A 15,578-nucleotide genomic window follows, 5' to 3' on the forward strand; every position below is an offset into this window, starting at 1 on the left:
TGCCTGTGTTATTTCAAAGGCACCGGCGGTGTGGTGTCGATCTCCGGGCCGTCGACAGGCATTGGTTTGTAGACGGGCGGCGTTTGATCCTGCTGCTGATAGAGCAAACTGCCGAAAATGATCAGCACGACAGCCACGGCAAGCATGATGATGCGGGTTCTGGTAGTCACAAATCGTCTCCCCTTTTGTTCTATTGTTACATATTTCTTGTGGGACTTTAGAACTAATTTATTTGGGGCTCTGTGATATTTTTCGACAAAATGGAGCCACTCGCTGGTGGTATTCGATCTAATTTTGTTAAAATGCAGATTAAAAGACGCGGAAATTGTTGAAATCAGTCTAAATGTTTATGGGAGGGTAATAGAGGAATAAAAACCGCCTTGTCGAAATATCTTTTCAGTCAGGTGAGCGTACACAAGGGGGTTCTTACTCAGTGAAGAATATCAAGGTTCTGATCGCAGACGATAACCGCGAATTTGCGGAGCTTCTGAAAGAATTTGTCACCGAGCAAAGCGACATGGAAGTCGTGGGCGTGGCATACAACGGCAGTGAAGTGCTGGATCTGCTCGACAGCCAGCAGCCGGATGTGATCATCCTCGACATCATCATGCCGGTTCTCGACGGCATCGGCGTGTTGGAGAAGATCCAAGGCATGCAGCTTGCATACGACCCGAAAGTAATCATGTTGACAGCATTCGGTCAGGAAAACATCACGAAGCGTGCCGTAGAGTTCGGCGCTGCGTACTATATCTTAAAGCCGTTCGACATGGACGTGCTGGCCAACCGCATCCGCCAGGTCGTGCGAGTTCCGGGTACCGCTCCGAAGCAGCAGATGACCCGCGGCAAAAACGTCGATGCATCGATCACCAACATCATCCACGAGATTGGCGTTCCGGCGCACATCAAAGGGTACCACTACCTGCGTGAAGCGATCGGCATGGTCTACAAAGACGTCGAGATCCTCGGCTCGATCACCAAAGTCTTGTACCCGAAGATCGCAGAAAAGTACAACACCACCCCGTCCCGCGTCGAGCGTGCGATCCGCCACGCAATCGAAGTAGCCTGGGGCCGCGGCAACGTCGACTCCATCCGCAACCTCTTCGGCAACACCGTCAACGTGGGCAAGGCGAAACCGACCAACTCCGAGTTCATCGCCATGGTCGCGGATAAGCTGCGCATCGAGGCGAAGATTTCCTAACAGCGACGGAGCTTAGACAGGACAAGGGAAACAGAGCAATTCGCAATCATTTATCCTAATTGTGAAACGCCAACAAACTTGTTTTGAAACCTATAATCTTCTTCCATCGCACCCGATAAATCCTCGTGATTTATCGGGTGTTTTTGTTTGGAGAACTGATAACAATAAAAAATTATACATAAAATTGAAAATAATATATTGATTTCTTTCTGATGATTAAATATAATAACTACATAAGGTCATTATGTGTACCAAAAACAGATGTAATTTTAACCTAGGTGATGAAAATGGAGTTTATCTCTTTGGCCGTCTTCATGTTGCTGAGCTTGCTTGTTTACTTGCTCTTCCAACGATCTCATCACAACCTGCAAACAGAAATCGCAATGTTGCCTGATGAGATTGTCAAAGGAGGATTTCAGCACGGTGTGCTTGGTGTAAATCTGCACGTTGTGCTTCCGCTTCCGGAACATGTCAGACAGCGGCCGGCGATTATTATGCTCGCTTCGCCTTCCTGTTCGGCCTGTGAACAAGAGCTTCACGATTGGATTCGCGCCAACGCGCAAGAGCCAGTTCCGTTCATGTGCTTCTACGAACAAGAAGAGGTCGAAGTGGAGAAACTTCGCGATTTTCTGGAAGCATTTGAAGGACATGTCCCGATGCAGCCGTATCCAGCCGGTTTGAACAATCGGATCGGGGTGGACAGCACACCGTTCGTCATGCTGATTGATTCAAACGGGATTGTGCACCGCGTGCAACGCCCGCTTCGTCTTTTGGTTAAGTATTACCGCAAGATGAAGGAACGGATTTGAAAGGGGCATGAACATGGATCAACTTGCCTTGTTGCTTCGATTGCTGCTTGCCTTCCTATTCTTTACGACCGCCTGGTCGAAACTGAAGAAGATGGGAGAGCACATCGGGATTGTGGAAGATTACAAGATACTGCCGAAACGGCTCGTCAAGCCATTTGCTAAAGGTGAAGTGTACTTTGAACTCAGCTTGAGCCTGCTGCTCATCGTCGGCATCTATCAAGATCTGACGGCGCTGGCGGCGGTGCTGTTGCTGCTCATCTACACAACGGCGATCACGGTGAATCTGCTGAGGGGTCGCAAGGAAATCAGCTGTGGATGCGGGGGAGCTGCCGGGAATCATCAATTATCCGGATGGCTGGTCTTGCGAAACGCAGTTCTGATCGTACTGGCAATGATCGTGTATGCGGTGAATACGCCTCTTCTCAGCGCAGACGCCTTGTTAAGCGGATACAGCATTGCCGCAGTGCTCGGCCTTGAGATGTGGGTGCTGCTATTGGCGGCGGTGGCCGCGATGTTTGTGTGGACCATCGTGAATGAGATGCAGGCAATCTCAAATGAAATGCGCTCGTTCTGGGAAAGGGGATGATGCGATGACGACATTTCTTGTAATTTCCAACATCGTTTTATGGGTTGTCGTGATTCTTCAATTCCTCTTGTTCTTTACCATGACGCGCTCCGTCTCGCAGTTCTTGAAACGATTTCAAATCAATGCGACGGACACTGCGCAAAACGCTGTACTGCTCCTTGGCAGCAGAGCGCCGTTATTCAGCGAACTTGATCATCGGGGAGAGATTGTGACACTGAACAAGAACGAGGGCAGGGCAACGTTGCTGTTGTTCACCCTTGATACTTGTAGCATCTGTCAGTCTATCATCGAAAAACTGCCGCAGCTATTCAAAGACAGCCCAGACCTGCGGGTGATCGTCGTCGCGCCGGAGGATCTTGGAGCGCCGGTCAAGCCGATACCGGACGGAGTTTCGATGATCCGCAGTCACTCGATCATGGAGAACTATAAAATTCAAAATGTTCCGTTTTTCGTGCTGATCGACGCACAGGGTTATGTTGCAGATTTTGATCACATCGGAAACATCTCCGATCTGATCGAGGTCATGAAGTTTACTCCATTGAAAGGAGGTGATAAACATGCTGGATAAATTGACCAAGATGATTGGCCTTTCTTCTCAATCTTCTGAAGTAGTAGCACCGGAAGGCGAACTGTACACGGAGTGCAAGAATGAAGGATGCTCCACCTACCGTCCGTACAAACTGTACAACTGCGACTCCACTTGGGGTTGCAAGTACTCGGGTTCCTGCTGCTAACACGAAAGAAGACTGCCGAGTCCGCTCGGCAGTCTTTTTCTAAAAAAGGTGATGAAGATGAAAAATTCGGAGCTGCTCAAAGCTTTTCGATATGTATGGAAGAATCAGCGCATTTGGGTACTGTTTTCTGCACTGATCAGCTTATTTATGGGACTTATTCCGATCACCAATCTGTGGGTGGTCAAAGAATTGATCAATGAGGTTGCTGCTGTTTTAGGCGGTGCGAAGCAGGAGTATACGGCATCGTTCCTGCTGCTGCTCGCGCAATTTGCTTTGCTTTTCGTATCGTCTGCGGTGCTAAAAGGTCAAGAACTGCTCGACAAACAAACGGAGATCAAGCTCGATCATGACCTCCAGCAGATGGTGATGCAAAAGACATCATCTGCCCCGCTGGCATTTTATGATGTGCCGGCTTTTCATGATACGATCGAACGCGTCTATACCGGACATGGTATCCGTTTTATGCAGCCGGTGAAAAACATTTTCGAAATTGGCAGATATTTCACGACATTGCTGTCGTTTTTTGCTTTCCTGCTCAGTGTGCATTGGGGGCTGGTGTTGGTCTCGCTGGCCGGCTCGATTCCGGTATTGTTGGTGTTGGTGCGCTTTGGCAACCAGAGGTTCCATCTGCGCTTTCATCAAACACCGCTGGCCCGCGAGGCCAGCTATTTAAAACATCTTCTCATCGATCGGCAAGCTGCAAAAGAGGTTCGCCTGTTTCAAATGAAAGAGTTTCTGTTGCGAGGCTGGTCTGATAAATATAGAAAAAACTCGCAAGAGCTTCTGAAATTGACCCGGCGGGAGAAACTCGCCATGATCGGGATGGATGGGTTGACCGCACTGTTTTATGTGAGCGCAGCAGGGCTGATCATTTGGCTGGCCCGTACAACCAAGGTCACGATCGGTGACTTTGTCGCGCTCGGACAAGCGGTGCAAGGAACGCAGGGTGCGATGAACGGAATCGTCACACATTTGGCCCGCATTCATGAGACACGGTTGTATATCCGCGAGTTTTTCCAGTTCATCGAACTTGATCTCTCCGCTTATGAAATCAAGCGGGGGACAGCTCCTTTTCCAAGACCGTTGGAAACAGGAATCACTGTGGATAACTTGTCATTTTGCTACCCGGGAAGTGAGCGGTATACGTTGCGGAACGTATCGTTTTCGATTTCGCCTGGCGAGCGGATCGCCATCGTTGGCGAGAACGGTTCCGGCAAAACAACGCTGGTCAAGTGTTTGATGGGGTTGTACCGCTTGTCAGAGGGGCAAATTCGATTTGACGGTCTGCCGCTGGAAGAGATCGGCGAGTCTGAGTTCTTCCGAAATTTGACCGTTATTTTTCAGGACTTTATGCACTACGACTTTACGGTGCGGGAGAATATCTCGATTGGACAACTGGAAGCGGCTGCAGATCTGGAGCGGGTGAAACGGGCAGCCCAAAAAAGCGGCGCGGATCGCTTTGTGCAACGAATGGCAGATGGTTATGACACTTATTTGGGCCGCAGTTTCCGCGACGGGGAGGATCTGTCGGGAGGACAATGGCAAAAAGTCGCTTTGGCGCGCGCATTGTTCTCTGACGGTCAGGTGATCATTTTGGACGAACCGACGGCAGCACTCGATCCTCGAGCGGAAATGGAAGTGTTCCAGAAATTTGATCAACTGACGCAAAACAGCACAGCTGTGTTCATCTCCCACCGCATGGCGGCTGCCAGAATGGCGGACCGAATTTTGGTCATGAAAGATGGAGCACTGTTGGAATCGGGCTCGCATGAGGAATTGATGGCCCTTGGCGGGGAGTATCAGCGGATGTACGACATGCAGGCAAAATGGTATGTTTGATGAAACGGGAGGGGATCGTACTTGGAAAAAGCGCTGATGCTTTCCACGTATGGGCTTGGGATTGCGGCAATTGTGCAATTTGTGCTGTATTTCGTGCTGGCCAAGCAGATTGGGGGCTTTTTGCAAAACGTTCGCAAGGCGGCGCCGACCGCAGAGAAGCGCGGGCTGGCTGTGGGTTCACAAGCGCCTGGATTTCGGGAACTGGATCATCTTGGACGTGAAGTTTCACTGCAAGCGGGACAAGCAACGATGCTGCTCTTCACATTGCCGCATTGTGAAGTCTGCAAGGAAATCACTCCTCATCTTGCGGAGGCGCGGGAACGGATACCAAATGCGCGCTGGATCGTGATCACATCTGATGAGGGGGACGCTGAAAAAGCTGCTCTGCTGCCGCCGGACATTTCACTGATTGCTTCGGGAGAAGTACGACAAGCCTACGCGGTCAAGTATGTGCCCGCTTTGGTGATGATCAGCGAGAACAGGCAAGTCATCGTCAAAGTGCGTGTGAATTCTTTTGAGGATATGATCAAGCGACTGGAGATGCACGGACCTCAGATTAAATCACGATAAGATTCAGATATCATAAAAAATACTCTCCGCGGAGAGTGTTTTTTATTTAAACTCTACCACAGAAATATGGTGCAGATGTGGGTTCGGCTGTTTGGCGGTAGGGCGGGGGAAGATCAGGAGCAGGTCGAACGCAGTTCCGGCTTGGTAGTGCAGGATGTCCTGGGTGGTCTGCTTATCTTCATAATAAGAGATCTGCCGTGGCCGACCGAGCACCGATTGGACGTCCTCGTAGCGAAGGATCTGCAGCGCCGGGCGGTAAGAGCGCACGTCAAACACTTGACCGTCTTCATCAAACCCGAAAGCAAACCCTATCGTCTCATATGTAGCATAACGGCCTTCGCCTGCCGTATCCACACGATTGGCCGGGCCCAAATCCTGCTCGACCTCGCTGATCTTGGTCACTCCGGCTGTATAGGGACTGTCCGGCACGTGGCCAAGCTGCGCGGACGCCAGGATTTGTTGTATCAACTGGCTTGGCTCGGTGACCTGCTTCGTTTCCCGGGCGGTCGGTGGCGCTGCCTGCTGCGGGTCGTCACGCAACTGGGGGAGCGCAAACAACATCGCGCCCACAGCGGCCGTTGCGGCAAAGGAGAGGATGGCCAGCCGCCCAACCCGCTTTTGCCGGCGCTTGGGCTGCTCTTGCTCCCACTGGGTGATGCGCTGATGGAGCCCCTCCCAGATCGCTTGCCTGTCTTCACGGCTGAGCTCTTGCCGGGAAAGCTCTGACCAGTTGGGCTCGTGATCCGATTTCATGATTCATCATCTCCTTCCGTCAGTTCACGCAGTTTGTGCAGCGCCCGGTGCAGCGTGGTGCGGACTTTACCTTCCGTCCAGCCCAGCACTTCCGCCGTCTCGGCCACCGACAGCTCCTGCACGTGGCGGAGGATGATCACTTGCCGGTAGGATTCCTTCAGCAGCGCCAGGCTCTCTTCAAGCACCATTCGTTCCTCCACCCCGGCCAGCGGGTGAATGTCTTCCTGTCTCGTAAACCACTGGGTCAGGACGCGCAGCCGGGTCTTCTTTTTACGAAGCAGATCGTACATATAATTGCGCGCGATGGTGAGCAGCCACGTTTTGTAACTGGAGTCATGACGAAAGCTGTCCCAGCGCTGAAAGGCCCGGAAAAACACTTCCTGCACCACATCTTTTGCTTCTGCGTGGTCCTGCAGGGTATACCGGGCATAGCGGTAGATTTCATCGGCATATAAGGCAAACAGCCCTTCAATCGCTTCTTGTTTTGACGGTTCGCTCATGCGGGCTCCTCTTTGTTAGAATGGTCTCCTCGAAGTAGACGTTTTGGCATGCTGATTGTTACAGTAAAAAAAACGTTCCTTCAATAAATATACATCAAGTATACCGCTCCAGATTCAGCCAACGCAAAGAGCCCGCCCTGTTACAGGCTGGCTGTTTTTCGCAAATTCTCAAGCCCGGCTTGCACGTGCCGGTCGCTGCCTGTATCCAGTCCGTATAAGATGCTGTGAAAAGAAAGCCGCCCGCTATAAAATCCGCTCACCCGCTGCCAAAACTTCTCATCCTGCGGCAACTTGTAGTGAGCCAGCACCTCCTGAGTGAACGTTGCGCCATATTCCACATAAAGCCCCACAAAATCATACGCCGGGTCGCCGATCCGCAAATCACCAAAATCGATCACGCCGGTCAGCCTCCCGGAGCAGGCTAGCAGGTGATCCGCACTGAGATCGCCATGCAAAAGCCGCGGCGTGTACGCAAAGTTTTCCGGATCTTGCAAAAAATCGCGAAACAGTTCCCGCGTCCAGTCCTGCTCCACGCCATTCAACAAAGGAAACGCCTTCGCTTCAATCTCCCGGTAAAAAGCGGCCCAGTGCTCTTTTGCAATCATTGGCAATTGAATAGTAGGTTCATGTATATGTAAAGTCGTCAAAAAGCTCCCAAGCGTTACAGCCAATTCCATTTTTTCTGCAGACGTCATGTTCGAAAAAACTTCTGCTGTCAACTGCGAGCCGGGAATCTGCCGGTAGCCCGCGTAAGTCACATCTTCATCCGCCTCCGAACGGTACAAAAACTCCGGGATCCCCACCCCGAGTTTTCCTGCGAGCTCCGGCAGCACCTGCTCTTCCTGCCAAAGTTCGCGCTTGCCCTGCTCGGTGCGCGGAAAACGAAACACCAGCCGCTCGCCGACGATCCACACCTGATTGGCCCAGCCGTGCGCCACAGCCCGCGCCCCTTCCGGCCGCAATTGCGGATGCTTGCGATAGACGCTCTCGATCATCAGCTCTCACCCCTTTTCTCCATTTTGCATAAAAAGGGCAAACCTGCACACTCTATTTCTTGGGTCTTTGCCGGAGACGCACAGCTTTTCCATCCCTAGATAACATTTCCAGCACAATAGGTGTATTCAATTCGCCACAGGTGGCATTCTATAGACACACTCAACGAGGAGGTGAGACACACATGGCGAACAACAACAACTCGAACCAAATCCTGGTGAACGGTGCAGCTCGCGCCCTCGACCAAATGAAGTACGAAATCGCTTCCGAGTTCGGCGTAAACCTGGGCGGTGAAACTCCTTCCCGTCTGAATGGTTCCGTCGGCGGCGAGATCACCAAGCGTCTGGTTGCTTTTGCAGAACAGGCGATGGCTGGTCGTCAGTAATGCCAACTGAATATTCCCTGTAAGCGAAAGGAGACTTCCCGCGAGGGGGGTCTCCTTTCCTCTCCACATTCCGAGGCTTTCCGGAACTAAAAAATTCCAGAAAAAAGGGTGTATGGAGAAGGGGCCAACCAACCATAATAAGACCAATCCCATCAAGGAGGTGACCTACAGTGGCAAACAACAACAATCGTAATCAAAAGCTGGTACAAGGTGCAGAACGCGCTCTGGATCAAATGAAGTACGAAATTGCTTCTGAGTTTGGTGTCAACCTGGGTGGTGAAACCCCGTCCCGTCTGAACGGGTCGGTAGGCGGCGAGATCACGAAGCGCCTCGTAGCATTTGCAGAACAAGCCATGTCCGGCCGTCAATAATAAAAACGGTTGGTACAGCGGCAAACTGGTAAGAAGTTGATGGTATAAGCTTCACGGAACAGGACAAAATAAACGCACATCAAATACAGGAGGTGCCTTACAATGGCAAACAACAACAACTCGAATCAAATCCTGGTGAACGGCGCGTCTCGCGCTCTGGATCAAATGAAGTACGAAATCGCTTCCGAGTTCGGTGTTAACCTCGGCGGTGAAACTCCGTCCCGTCTGAACGGTTCCGTCGGCGGCGAAATCACCAAGCGTCTGGTAGCATTCGCAGAGCAAGCTCTGAGCGGCCAACAACGCTAAGCACACGCAACACGCAAAACTAAATAGCTGATAGCAGAGCCTCCTCACTTGAGGAGGCTCTTTTCGTTCCTTGACAGCTTGCCTGCCCCGTTGAGAAAATAGAAGTCTGAACAGGGAGGTTGCGCAGGAATGACGACACAAACCATACAGCCGGCTCAAATTGTCAAAGGTCTCAATCCCGAGCAAAAAGCGGCGGTCGAGGCGACAGAAGGTGCGCTCTTGATCCTGGCAGGCGCCGGATCGGGCAAGACGAGCGTTCTGACGCGCCGGATCGCGTATCTGCTTGGCGTCCGCGGGGTGTCGCCGTTTAACATCCTGGCGATCACATTCACCAACAAAGCCGCCAAGGAGATGAACGAGCGCGTGCGTAAGCTCGTCGGCGATGCGGCGGAAGATCTTTGGATGAGCACCTTCCACTCGATGTGCGTGCGCATCTTGCGCCGCGAAGCGGAAAAGATCGGCTATCAGAACAACTTTACGATTCTCGATTCGGATGACCAAGTGGCAGCAGTCAAGCAGTCGATGCTCGACTTGAACTTAGACATTAAGAAATTTGACCCCAACTCGATTCAATGGCGCATCTCAGCCGCTAAAAATGAGCTGATGACGCCGGACGATTTTGCTCAGACGGCAGGCAAAAAGCTGCAGGATATCGCCGCCAGCCAAGTGTACCGGGTCTATCAGCGCAAACTGCAGGATTTTAACGCGATGGATTTTGACGATCTGATCATGAAAACGGTCGAGCTGTTCGAAACGCAGCCGGAAGTTCTGGAACAATACCAGAACAAATTCCGCTACATCCACGTCGACGAATATCAGGACACCAACCGCGCGCAGTACAAGATGGTCAAGCTGCTCGCCGAAAAATACCGCAACCTGTGCGTCGTCGGCGACGGGGACCAGGCGATCTACGCCTGGCGCGGGGCGGACATCTCGAACATCCTCAATTTCGAAAAAGACTATCCGGAAGCAACTGTGATCAAGCTGGAGCAGAACTACCGCTCCACCTCGACGATCCTCGATGCGGCCAACGCCGTCATCCGCAACAACACGACGCGCAAAGACAAAGCGTTGTGGTCGCAAAAAGGGCAGGGCGACAAGATCTCGCTCTACACCGCGATCGACCAGGAGGATGAAGCGCACTATATCGTGCAGCAGGTCAAGAACCACAAGGACAACGGCGGTGCTTTTGGCGACTGCACCGTGCTCTACCGGGCGAACGCGATGTCGCGCATCGTCGAGGAAGCGTTTTTGCAGGCGGCGATCCCGTACAAGATCCTGGGCGGCATGACGTTCTATGACCGCCGCGAGATCAAAGACGTGATGGCCTATCTGAAAACGCTGGCCAATCCGCAGGATGAGATCTCTTTGCTGCGGATCATCAATGCGCCGAAGCGCTCGATTGGACCTGGCACGATTCAAAAGCTGCTCGATTACGCGCACGACCGCGACTTGACCCTGCTCGAAGCGATGGGCTTCCCGGAGGAGAACGGGCTGCCGTCCAAGACGGCGCAGTCCTGCAAGGACTTTCATGACATGATGAAATATCTGCACGTCTGTCAGGAAGGGCTGTCGGTGACGGAGTATCTGGGAGAAGTGCTGGAGAAGACCGGGTACCGCCAGATGTATGCGCACTCGTCAAAAGAAGAAGATGTGATGCGCCTTGAGAACATCGAGGAGATGTTCTCGATCACCAAGTCGTTTGACCGCCGCCGCGGCGGATCGGTCGGCGACTTCCTGGCCGAAGTGTCGCTGCTCTCCGACAACGACAAGGAAAAAGGGGAAGACGGCGAAGCGGTGCTGATGATGACGATGCACGCCTCCAAAGGACTGGAGTTCCCGACCGTCTTCATCATCGGCTGCGAAGAGACGATCTTCCCGCACATGCGCTCGATGGATGACATCAAAGGCATCGAGGAGGAGCGCAACCTGGCCTATGTCGGGATCACGCGCGCCAAAGAGAAGCTGCACATGCTGCACTGCGCCGAGCGCACCTTGTTTGGCAACACGCAGCGCAACGACCCGTCGCGCTTTCTCGACGAGATCCCTGAGGAGTTCGTGGACCGCACGGTCGGCTACGTCGAATCGGACATCGTCTGGAAGTCGGGCGACATGCTGAAGCACCCGCAATGGGGCCAGGGTATGGTCCTCGACAAGCGCGGGGAAGAGGAGACGCTGGAGCTGACGGTGATGTTCCACCCGTCGATCGGCGAGAAGAAAGTTTTGCCTCGTTTTACAAGACTCGAGAAAATATAGGCTTCCCGTCAGGGGAGCCGTTTTTTATTTTGCACGACTCTTATATAATTTTCAAAAAAAGGACTTGCACAAATCTCTTTTGCTTGCTATATTGATTTCAGCAAGATATTTGTCAGAAAGATTACAGAGAAATTACATGTTTGTTACATGAAGATCACATAGGGGGTTTATGAACGATGGCAAAGAAATGGCTCACAATTGGTCTGGCTGCTTCCATGGCTGCGACTCTGGCTGTAGGCTGCGGCAGCGAAGAAAGCACTCCGGGTACCGGCACCGACAAGAAAGAAGCGCAAGAACTGAACTTGGCACTCACCGATGAAATCCCGACGATGGACATCTCGAAGGCGACCAACACGCTCTCCTTCACCATGTTTGCACAAGTTAACGAAGGTCTCGTTCGCACCGGCAAAGACGGCACGCCGGAAGCTGGCGTAGCTGAGAAGTGGGAAGTTTCCCCGGACGGCCTGACCTACACCTTCCACCTGCGCGATGATGCGAAGTGGTCGAACGGTGACACGGTAACCGCGAAAGACTTCGAATACTCCTTCAAGCGCACCCTGAACCCGGACACCGGCGCTCAGTACTCCTTCATGGTTGCATGGATCAAAGGCGGCGCTGACTACAACGCTGGCAAAGGCTCTGCTGACCAAGTTGCGGTAAAAGCGAAAGACGACAAAACTCTCGAAGTTACCCTGGATCATCCGATCCCGTTCTTCGTTGAGCAAATGGCGTTCCCGACCTTCTTCCCGCAAAACCAGAAGTTCGTAGAAGCTCAAGGCGACAAATACGGCTCGGATGCAAACACCGCTCTGTACAACGGTCCGTTCAAGATGACCGCATGGGAGCATGAGCAATCTGCTGTCATCGAAAAGAACGACACCTACTGGAATGCAAAGCGCGTGAAACTTGATAAAGTTAACTACCAAGTAGTTAAAGACAGCAACGCGGCTGTCAACCTGTATGAGTCCGGCATGATCGACCGCACCGGTCTCGTGCGCGACCAAGTTGACAACTACAAAGACTCTGCTGAATTCGCAGCAGTTCCGGAGTTGACCACCGCTTACCTGCAATACAACCAGCGCGTGAAAGCGTTCACCTCTGCAAAAGTTCGTCAAGCTCTGACCTGGGCTGTAGACGGCGAAGCATACGCAGACGTAATCTACCACAACGGTTCCGTTGGCGCGACCGGCTACGCTCCGAAAGGTATCTCCAACGGTCAAGGCGGCGACTTCACGAAAGATGTCGGCGACCTGATCAACCGCAAAGAGAACCTGTCCAAAGCGAAAGCTACCCTGCAAGAAGGCTTGAAAGAAGTCGGCCTGACCGAATTCCCGAAAGTCAAGCTGCTGGCTGACGACGGCGACGTCGGTAAGAAAGCTGCTGAGTTCGTAAAAGAGCAGATCCGTCAAAACCTCGGCGTTGATGTCGAAGTTGAAAACGTTCCGTACAAACTGCGTCTGGAAAAATCCCACGGCCACGATTTCGATATCGTAATCTCCCTGTGGGGCGCTGACTACAACGATCCGATGACCTTCCTCGACATGTTCGTAACCGACGGTGACTTCAACGATCCGAAATGGTCGAACACGGAATACGATGAGCTCATCAAGAAAGCTCAGCTCGAAACCGACGCGAAGAAGCGCATGAACTACCTGTACGATGCAGAGAAACTCCTGATGAAGGAAATGCCGATCGGTCCGTTGACCTTCCGCGGCCGCGCATTCATCATGAAGCCGTACGTGAAGGACTTCCGCATTCTGTCCTACGGTCCGGACTACGATCTCATCGACGCATATGTAGAAGGCAAGTAGTATCTGTCTTCACTCAAAGAGTCGCCCCAATCGGGGCGACTCTTTTTGCTTACAAGACGACAGTTACCGGATTCTCGTACCACGACTGGATGGCGCTGATCAGCTCATCTTCCGATTTGAAGTGTTCCTGCCGTCCGAAGCTGTTTGTGAAGCGGTATCCGCCGTCCTGCTGCTCGATCGTCCAGATCTGGCCGTCGATGCTCATCTGGGCCGTGTCGGCCGTCTGCAGGCGCGCTTGCAGCTGCTCGATCCAATCCATGCTCGCAACACCCCTTTCTGCTCTAGCATCTGCAAATGACCGGGGATTTCATGCGGTATTTTTTACGGACAAGTAACATAGATTATAGAGAGATAGAGGTGATCTAGATTAAGTTTACTCTCAAACTTTAACGACTCTAAAGAATTGTTTAAGCTATTGCTTTGCTTGTCGAAACATGCTATATTATCAACAAATACAGAAAACAAAATTGTCTATGAATTTAGACAACAAATTACCCAGCGACTTTTATGACTGGGAAGAATACGAAATGGGGGTTTTACGAGATGAACACGAAAAAGTGGGTTGGTATTGGCCTGGCAGTAACCATGCTGTCCTCTGTGGCTCTTGTTGGCTGCGGTGATCAAGAAGAAAAAGGCGGCGAAACTGGCGCTAAAGAAGCACAGGAACTGAACCTGTACCTGACTTCCGAAATTCCGTCCCTCGACCCGTCTCTGGCAACTGATACCATCGGTTTCACCGTTCTCGGTCAAACCAACGAAGGTCTGATCCGTCTGGACAAAGACGGCAAAGCAACTGCAGGCGTAGCGAAAGACTGGGTCGTTTCTCCGGACGGTCTCACCTACACCTTCACCATCCGTGACGACGCGAAATGGTCTGACGGTTCGAACGTAACCGCTCAAGACTTTGAATTTTCTTGGAAGCGCACGCTGGACCCGGAAACTGCATCGCAGTACGCGTTCATGATGACCTGGATCAAAGGCGGCGCTGAATTCAACGGCGGCAAAGGCACTGCTGAAGATGTAGCAGTAAAAGCGAAAGACGACAAGACTCTGGAAGTTCAACTCGTTAACCCGATTCCGTTCTTCCTGGAGCAAATGGCGTTCCCGCTGTTCTACCCGCAAAAGCAAGCTTACGTTGAACAACAAGGCGACAAATTCGGCGCTGACGTTGACAAAGCTCTGTTCAACGGTCCGTTCAAGCTGACCGAATGGGTACATGAGCAATCCGCAGTAATGAAGAAGAACGAAAACTACTGGGATGCTGAAAACGTTAAGCTCGAAACCGTTAACTACCAAATCGTAAAAGACTCCTCCGCTCTGGAAAACCTGTACCTGGCAGGTCAAATCGACCGCTTCTCCCTGGTGCGTGACCAAGTGGATCGCTATAAAGATACCCCGGAATACTCCACTCAAGCTGAACTGACAGTTGGTTACCTGCAGTTCAACGAAAAGAAAGTAAAAGCTCTGACCAACGCGAAGATCCGCAAGGCTCTGACCGTATCCATCGACGGCGATGCTTGGTCTGACATCATCTACCACAACGGTTCCATCGGCGCGACCGGTCTTGTACCGCCGGGAACTTCCAACGGTGAAGGCGGCGAGTTCCGTAAGGACAACGGCGACCTGATCAACCGTGCTGAAAACGCTGCAAAAGCAAAAGAACTGCTTACTGAAGGTCTGAAAGAAGTTGGCCTCGATAAGATGCCGACCATCAAACTGCTGATGGACGATGGCGACACCTCCAAGAAATCCGGTGAGTTCATCAAGGAACAATGGAGAACTGCTCTGGGCGTTGACGTAGAGATCGAGAACGTTCCGTTCAAACTGCGTCTGCAACGTTCCCAACAAGGCGACTTCGACATCGTATTCTCCTTCTGGGGCGCTGACTACAACGATCCGATGACCTTCCTTGACATGTGGATCACTGACGGCGACTTCAACGAAGCCGGCTACTCCAACACCAAGTACGACGACCTCATCAAGAAGGCTCAAGCTGAGCCGGATGCGAAGAAGCGTATGGGTTACCTCTACGAAGCAGAGAAGATCCTCATGGACGATATGCCGATCGGCCCGATCGTTCACCGCGCAGTTGCTCGCGTATCCCGTCCGTACATCAAGGACTGGACTCCGCGCAACTTTGGTCCGGACTACGACCTCAAGTACACCTACGTCGAAGGCAAAGAGTAATCTCTTACCCTGCGATGACAACGGAACCCCCGCAATTTGCGGGGGTTTCTTTTTTTGTTATACTACATAGGAACAGGGAGGGATTCTTGATGCATGTGAAATTAACGTTGGTGATGAAAGACGGCTCCTGTCAAAAAGCACGCGTGACAGATGCCGCGTCTGTCGAGGAAGCGATTGAGTTTATGAAAACGATGCGCCCTGGCGTCCAGGATGCTGTCGTCGGCTGGGAACTGGCCGAAGAGTGGGAAGCCAAGCAGCAACAGGCATAGGCCTCGACATA

19 protein-coding genes are annotated in these 15,578 nt (G+C 52.1%); 14 read left to right on the forward strand and 5 right to left on the reverse strand.

Features of this window, described 5'->3' with window-relative positions; all coding sequences use genetic code 11:
* Positions 1-8: 8 nt before the first annotated feature.
* A complete protein-coding gene (locus CBW65_RS24295) occupies positions 9-170 on the reverse strand; it encodes a hypothetical protein (RefSeq protein ID WP_157721973.1) in 162 nt (53 codons plus the stop codon).
* A gap of 263 nt (positions 171-433) precedes the next feature.
* Here CBW65_RS24295 and spo0A point away from each other — a divergent pair, with 263 nt between their 5' ends.
* The 7 genes from spo0A to CBW65_RS15430 all read left to right on the forward strand — a co-directional run bounded on the left by spo0A (position 434) and on the right by CBW65_RS15430 (position 5,736).
* Positions 434-1,198, forward strand: a complete 765-nt coding sequence (gene spo0A / locus CBW65_RS15405) for a sporulation transcription factor Spo0A (protein ID WP_087457597.1) — start codon at positions 434-436, stop codon at positions 1,196-1,198.
* A gap of 302 nt (positions 1,199-1,500) precedes the next feature.
* Positions 1,501-2,007 (forward strand): hypothetical protein, encoded by a 507-nt coding sequence (locus tag CBW65_RS15410; RefSeq protein WP_157721974.1) that lies wholly within the window; start codon positions 1,501-1,503, stop codon positions 2,005-2,007.
* Positions 2,008-2,020: 13 nt separating this feature from the next.
* Positions 2,021-2,593, forward strand: coding sequence for a MauE/DoxX family redox-associated membrane protein (locus CBW65_RS15415; RefSeq protein ID WP_157721975.1), 573 nt, complete (start codon positions 2,021-2,023; stop codon positions 2,591-2,593).
* Positions 2,594-2,597: 4 nt separating this feature from the next.
* Positions 2,598-3,161: a TlpA family protein disulfide reductase gene (locus CBW65_RS15420; RefSeq protein WP_157721976.1), complete on the forward strand. Its 564-nt coding sequence runs from the start codon at positions 2,598-2,600 to the stop codon at positions 3,159-3,161.
* The gene (locus CBW65_RS24300; protein ID WP_157721977.1) at positions 3,151-3,327 is read left to right on the forward strand and encodes a hypothetical protein; all 177 of its coding nucleotides are present in this window, start codon (positions 3,151-3,153) and stop codon (positions 3,325-3,327) included. Before CBW65_RS15420 ends, CBW65_RS24300 begins: the two co-directional genes overlap by 11 nt.
* A gap of 57 nt (positions 3,328-3,384) precedes the next feature.
* On the forward strand, positions 3,385-5,166 hold the full coding sequence (locus CBW65_RS15425; RefSeq protein ID WP_198299628.1) for an ABC transporter ATP-binding protein: 1,782 nt from the start codon (positions 3,385-3,387) through the stop codon (positions 5,164-5,166).
* A 21-nt stretch (positions 5,167-5,187) separates the two neighbouring features.
* A complete protein-coding gene (locus tag CBW65_RS15430) occupies positions 5,188-5,736 on the forward strand; it encodes a TlpA family protein disulfide reductase (RefSeq protein WP_087457602.1) in 549 nt (182 codons plus the stop codon).
* A 42-nt stretch (positions 5,737-5,778) separates the two neighbouring features.
* On the opposite strand, the gene CBW65_RS15435 is transcribed toward CBW65_RS15430, so the two are convergent.
* From CBW65_RS15435 to CBW65_RS15445, 3 genes are all read right to left on the reverse strand, one after another.
* Positions 5,779-6,489 carry a YjgB family protein gene (locus CBW65_RS15435; RefSeq protein ID WP_087457603.1) on the reverse strand — a complete coding sequence of 237 codons (711 nt, stop codon included), beginning with the start codon at positions 6,487-6,489 and terminating at the stop codon, positions 5,779-5,781.
* The gene (locus CBW65_RS15440) at positions 6,486-6,989 is read right to left on the reverse strand and encodes an RNA polymerase sigma factor (RefSeq protein ID WP_087457604.1); all 504 of its coding nucleotides are present in this window, start codon (positions 6,987-6,989) and stop codon (positions 6,486-6,488) included. The genes CBW65_RS15435 and CBW65_RS15440 overlap by 4 nt, the downstream gene beginning before the upstream one ends.
* Before the next feature lie 140 nt (positions 6,990-7,129).
* Positions 7,130-7,984: a phosphotransferase gene (locus CBW65_RS15445; RefSeq protein WP_087457605.1), complete on the reverse strand. Its 855-nt coding sequence runs from the start codon at positions 7,982-7,984 to the stop codon at positions 7,130-7,132.
* Between the two features lie 182 nt (positions 7,985-8,166).
* On the opposite strand from CBW65_RS15445, the gene CBW65_RS15450 reads away from it, so the two are divergent.
* The 5 genes from CBW65_RS15450 to CBW65_RS15470 all read left to right on the forward strand — a co-directional run bounded on the left by CBW65_RS15450 (position 8,167) and on the right by CBW65_RS15470 (position 13,111).
* Positions 8,167-8,367: an alpha/beta-type small acid-soluble spore protein gene (locus CBW65_RS15450; RefSeq protein WP_087457606.1), complete on the forward strand. Its 201-nt coding sequence runs from the start codon at positions 8,167-8,169 to the stop codon at positions 8,365-8,367.
* 170 nt (positions 8,368-8,537) lie between these two features.
* On the forward strand, positions 8,538-8,738 hold the full coding sequence (locus CBW65_RS15455; protein WP_087457607.1) for an alpha/beta-type small acid-soluble spore protein: 201 nt from the start codon (positions 8,538-8,540) through the stop codon (positions 8,736-8,738).
* Positions 8,739-8,840: 102 nt separating this feature from the next.
* On the forward strand, positions 8,841-9,044 hold the full coding sequence (locus CBW65_RS15460) for an alpha/beta-type small acid-soluble spore protein (protein ID WP_087457608.1): 204 nt from the start codon (positions 8,841-8,843) through the stop codon (positions 9,042-9,044).
* 129 nt (positions 9,045-9,173) lie between these two features.
* Positions 9,174-11,300, forward strand: coding sequence for an ATP-dependent helicase (locus CBW65_RS15465; RefSeq protein ID WP_087457609.1), 2,127 nt, complete (start codon positions 9,174-9,176; stop codon positions 11,298-11,300).
* A 176-nt stretch (positions 11,301-11,476) separates the two neighbouring features.
* A complete protein-coding gene (locus CBW65_RS15470) occupies positions 11,477-13,111 on the forward strand; it encodes a peptide ABC transporter substrate-binding protein (RefSeq protein WP_087457610.1) in 1,635 nt (544 codons plus the stop codon).
* Positions 13,112-13,160: 49 nt separating this feature from the next.
* On the opposite strand, the gene CBW65_RS15475 is transcribed toward CBW65_RS15470, so the two are convergent.
* Positions 13,161-13,370: a hypothetical protein gene (locus CBW65_RS15475; protein ID WP_087457611.1), complete on the reverse strand. Its 210-nt coding sequence runs from the start codon at positions 13,368-13,370 to the stop codon at positions 13,161-13,163.
* 284 nt (positions 13,371-13,654) lie between these two features.
* On the opposite strand from CBW65_RS15475, the gene CBW65_RS15480 reads away from it, so the two are divergent.
* A complete protein-coding gene (locus tag CBW65_RS15480) occupies positions 13,655-15,298 on the forward strand; it encodes a peptide ABC transporter substrate-binding protein (RefSeq protein WP_087457612.1) in 1,644 nt (547 codons plus the stop codon).
* A gap of 89 nt (positions 15,299-15,387) precedes the next feature.
* The gene (locus tag CBW65_RS15485; RefSeq protein WP_087457613.1) at positions 15,388-15,567 is read left to right on the forward strand and encodes a hypothetical protein; all 180 of its coding nucleotides are present in this window, start codon (positions 15,388-15,390) and stop codon (positions 15,565-15,567) included.
* Positions 15,568-15,578 lie beyond the last annotated feature (11 nt).

It is taken from the genome of Tumebacillus avium (genome assembly GCF_002162355.1).
Classification (GTDB): Bacteria; Bacillota; Bacilli; order Tumebacillales; family Tumebacillaceae; genus Tumebacillus_A; species Tumebacillus_A avium.

Coding starts and splice junctions, on each gene's coding strand:
- CBW65_RS15475 (WP_087457611.1), bottom strand. CDS start 13,370: ATGGATTGGATCGAGCAGCTGCAAGCGCGCCTGCAGACGGCCGACACG.
- CBW65_RS15420 (WP_157721976.1), top strand. CDS start 2,598: ATGACGACATTTCTTGTAATTTCCAACATCGTTTTATGGGTTGTCGTG.
- CBW65_RS15445 (WP_087457605.1), bottom strand. CDS start 7,984: ATGATCGAGAGCGTCTATCGCAAGCATCCGCAATTGCGGCCGGAAGGG.
- CBW65_RS15470 (WP_087457610.1), top strand. CDS start 11,477: ATGGCAAAGAAATGGCTCACAATTGGTCTGGCTGCTTCCATGGCTGCG.
- CBW65_RS15425 (WP_198299628.1), top strand. CDS start 3,385: ATGAAAAATTCGGAGCTGCTCAAAGCTTTTCGATATGTATGGAAGAAT.
- CBW65_RS15480 (WP_087457612.1), top strand. CDS start 13,655: ATGAACACGAAAAAGTGGGTTGGTATTGGCCTGGCAGTAACCATGCTG.
- CBW65_RS15440 (WP_087457604.1), bottom strand. CDS start 6,989: ATGAGCGAACCGTCAAAACAAGAAGCGATTGAAGGGCTGTTTGCCTTA.
- CBW65_RS15450 (WP_087457606.1), top strand. CDS start 8,167: ATGGCGAACAACAACAACTCGAACCAAATCCTGGTGAACGGTGCAGCT.
- CBW65_RS15460 (WP_087457608.1), top strand. CDS start 8,841: ATGGCAAACAACAACAACTCGAATCAAATCCTGGTGAACGGCGCGTCT.
- CBW65_RS15435 (WP_087457603.1), bottom strand. CDS start 6,489: ATGAAATCGGATCACGAGCCCAACTGGTCAGAGCTTTCCCGGCAAGAG.
- CBW65_RS15485 (WP_087457613.1), top strand. CDS start 15,388: ATGCATGTGAAATTAACGTTGGTGATGAAAGACGGCTCCTGTCAAAAA.
- CBW65_RS24300 (WP_157721977.1), top strand. CDS start 3,151: ATGCTGGATAAATTGACCAAGATGATTGGCCTTTCTTCTCAATCTTCT.
- CBW65_RS15415 (WP_157721975.1), top strand. CDS start 2,021: ATGGATCAACTTGCCTTGTTGCTTCGATTGCTGCTTGCCTTCCTATTC.
- CBW65_RS15465 (WP_087457609.1), top strand. CDS start 9,174: ATGACGACACAAACCATACAGCCGGCTCAAATTGTCAAAGGTCTCAAT.